Source organism: Allobosea sp. 05T422_2, from assembly GCF_056396265.1.
In genome coordinates, this window is record NZ_JBFTLD010000444.1 from 1 (window position 1) to 2,758 (window position 2,758).

At 62.7% G+C, this 2,758-nt stretch carries 2 protein-coding genes and 1 pseudogene; all 3 read right to left on the reverse strand.

What is annotated here, in order from left to right; translation table 11 throughout:
- Positions 1-279, reverse strand: a pseudogene (locus AC1DJT_RS35815) (ABC transporter permease); the annotation flags it as partial.
- 67 nt (positions 280-346) lie between these two features.
- Positions 347-1,993 carry an ABC transporter substrate-binding protein gene (locus AC1DJT_RS35820; RefSeq protein WP_476835966.1) on the reverse strand — a complete coding sequence of 549 codons (1,647 nt, stop codon included), beginning with the start codon at positions 1,991-1,993 and terminating at the stop codon, positions 347-349.
- A 64-nt stretch (positions 1,994-2,057) separates the two neighbouring features.
- Positions 2,058-2,758 (reverse strand): D-2-hydroxyacid dehydrogenase (locus tag AC1DJT_RS35825; protein WP_476835967.1); only part of this gene is annotated, 701 nt, incomplete at its 5' end.

Consider the following 2,758-nt stretch of genomic DNA (forward strand, 5'->3'; position numbering starts at 1 on the left):
GCGCGGACCGACGATCGCGAGCACAGGCTGACGCGAGAAGTTCGAAACGCCGAAATCTCCCGTCAGCACCTTGCCCATGTAGGCGACATATTGCGCGCCAAGCGGTTGATCGAGCCCGTAGGCCGTGCGGATGCTCGCGACCAGCTCTTCCGGCGCGCTGTCGCCGGCGATCAAGCGCGCGGGATCGCCGGGGATCGCATGGAACAAGCAAAACAGAAACGTCAACAAAAGGAGCCCGGCAACGATCATGAAGACCAGTCGGCTGGCGATCATCTTCATCATGCGCAGTCAGGCTCCCGGCACGCCGCCGGCGCGAGCATTGGAGGAAGAGCGGCTTTCATGAGCGTCAGCGGTTGATCCCCTGGCGCTTGCGCTCGGCTTGATCGATCCAGGCGAAGGTCCCGTCATAAACATTCGACGGCAGATAGACGCCACCATGCACATAGCTGCGCGTCGCGTCGGTCAGGTTGAGCGTCGGCAGGTAGATGACCGGCGCGAGCTTCAGAAGTTCGGCCATCCATTGCCGCACAATTTCGGCGCGCTTCGCGGGATCGCTCTCCACATGCGCCGCCTCCGCCAGCCTGTCCGTCTCCGGATTGGAGAAGAACATGCGATTGGCGCCGGCCGGCTTCCACGCCTTGGTATGCGTCATATACATCATCGGCTCGTCTGGATCGGCCGTCGGCACGGTCCAGGACAATACGGCGAGATCGTATTTCGCATCTTTCGGACCGACAGAGAGCGCAGCGCTGAACGTCGCACTCTCCAGGATCGTGAGCTCGGTCTTGACGCCAAGCTTCTCGAGGAACGTCTTCACGAGCTGCGCGATTTCGTAGTCGCCCGTTCCAGCCTTCCGGCCATAAAGCTTGAGCGACAGCGTCTTGCCCTGTGCGTCCTCGACGAAGCCGTCGCCATTTCGATCCTCGTATCCGGCCTCCTTCAGCATCGCCCGCGCCCTGGCGAGATCAAACGGGAAGATCGTGTCCTTGCCGGGCTCGCGCATATCGGCGAAGCCGAACACGCCGGGCGATAATGTCGGAGCCTGCGATAACGTGRCACCGGTGCCTGCGAAAACGGACTGCACGATGCCGGCCTTGTCGACGGCGATGTTGAGCGCCTGCCGCACCTTGGGATCGTCGAGCGGCTTCACCAGATTGTTGATGACGACATAATGCTGCTGCAGGCTCGGCATGGTCCGTAGCGCGATGCTCTTGTCCTTGGCCAGCCGCTGAATGTCGAAATTCGGAATGCCCGGGGCGCGGTCGATCTCGCCGCTCTCCAGCATCGCGAGGCGCGTCGTCACATCCGGTACGAAGAGGATGCGGATGCTGTCGAGATAAGGTTTGCCCTTCTGCCAGTACTTGTCGTTCTTCTTGAAGAGCGCGTATTCGCCCTTCGCATATCCGGTGTTGATGAAGGGGCCTGTGCCGATGATGTTGCTGCCGAGGCCCTCCTCCCCCTTGGCCTTGTAGGCAGTCGGGCTAAAGATGCACATCGTGCGGTAAGCGAGATTGGGAATAAGCGCTGCCGACGGCGCCGACATCTGGAACGACACCTGACCGTCATTGTCGGCGACGACTTTCTGCAATCCCTCGAGCAGGCTGACATAAAGGAATTTCTTAGCGAGTGCTTCGTTGAAGACGAAGGCGACCGCCTCGGCGTTAAACGGTGCGCCGTCGTGGAACTGCACGCCCGGCCGCAGCTTGAACGTCACGGTCTTCTTGTCTTCGGACGTTGTCCAGCTCTCAGCCAGCACTGGCTTGATCTGACGATCGGCTGTCAGCTCGACCAGCGTCTCGCAGGCGTTCAAGTAAACGTCCATGCCGCCGGCGTCCGTGTTGCGGCCGGGGAACATCGTCTTGTCGAGCTGTCCAGCGAGCACGAGTTCGCCGCCATATTGCGGCTTGGCCTCCTGCGCGGYGGCAGGCACCGACAGCGCGGCGCCCAGGGCGATCGACGCAGCAAGCAGGCTTTTGCACCGGGCTTTCATCATGCTCTCCTCCCTCGTTCCTCTTCGCCGCATCCTGCGCGCGCCGTTGGCCGCGGCAGGTTTTGGCTCAATACATGCGCGCCTTGTCGAGCACGTTGATCATCTTCTCCGTCTGGCCGGCGACGTAGTGGCCGAGATTCTCGATGAAGATGTCGACGATCTTGCCGTTCTCGCTCGGCGCGGTGCTGGCCGAGTGCGGGGATATCAGCACGTTCGGCATCGACCAGAGCGGCGATCCCGGCGGAAGCGGTTCGACCGCGGCGACGTCCAGGCCGGCGAACGCGATCCGCCCRCTCGACAACGCCGCGATCAGCGCCGCCTCATCGACAACCTGGCCGCGCGCGATGTTGATCAGAACGGCGCCGGGTTTCATCGCGGCGAACGCCATGCGATCGAGCATGCGTTCGGTCTGCGGCGTATGCGGCGTGCAGAGAACGACATAGTCCGCGCTGGCGAGCGCCTTGTGCAGGTCCGGCTGGCCGTAGATATCCGTCGTGAACAATTCGGCGCTCCGCGCTGGCGACGGATTGTTGACGACCGCTGTCACCGACATGTCGAACGCACGCGCGAGCGCGGCGATGCGGGCGCCGACCTTACCGGCGCCGACGATCGCAACCGTCTTGCCGGAGAGCTCTCCGCCGCAATAGCGCTCCCAGCGATGTGCTTGCTGATCGCGCTGCAGGCGCGGCAGATCCTTCACATGGCCAAGCATCACGAGAAATGCGAACTCCGCCAGCGCGTCAGCATGGACGCCGCGAGCCGTGGTCA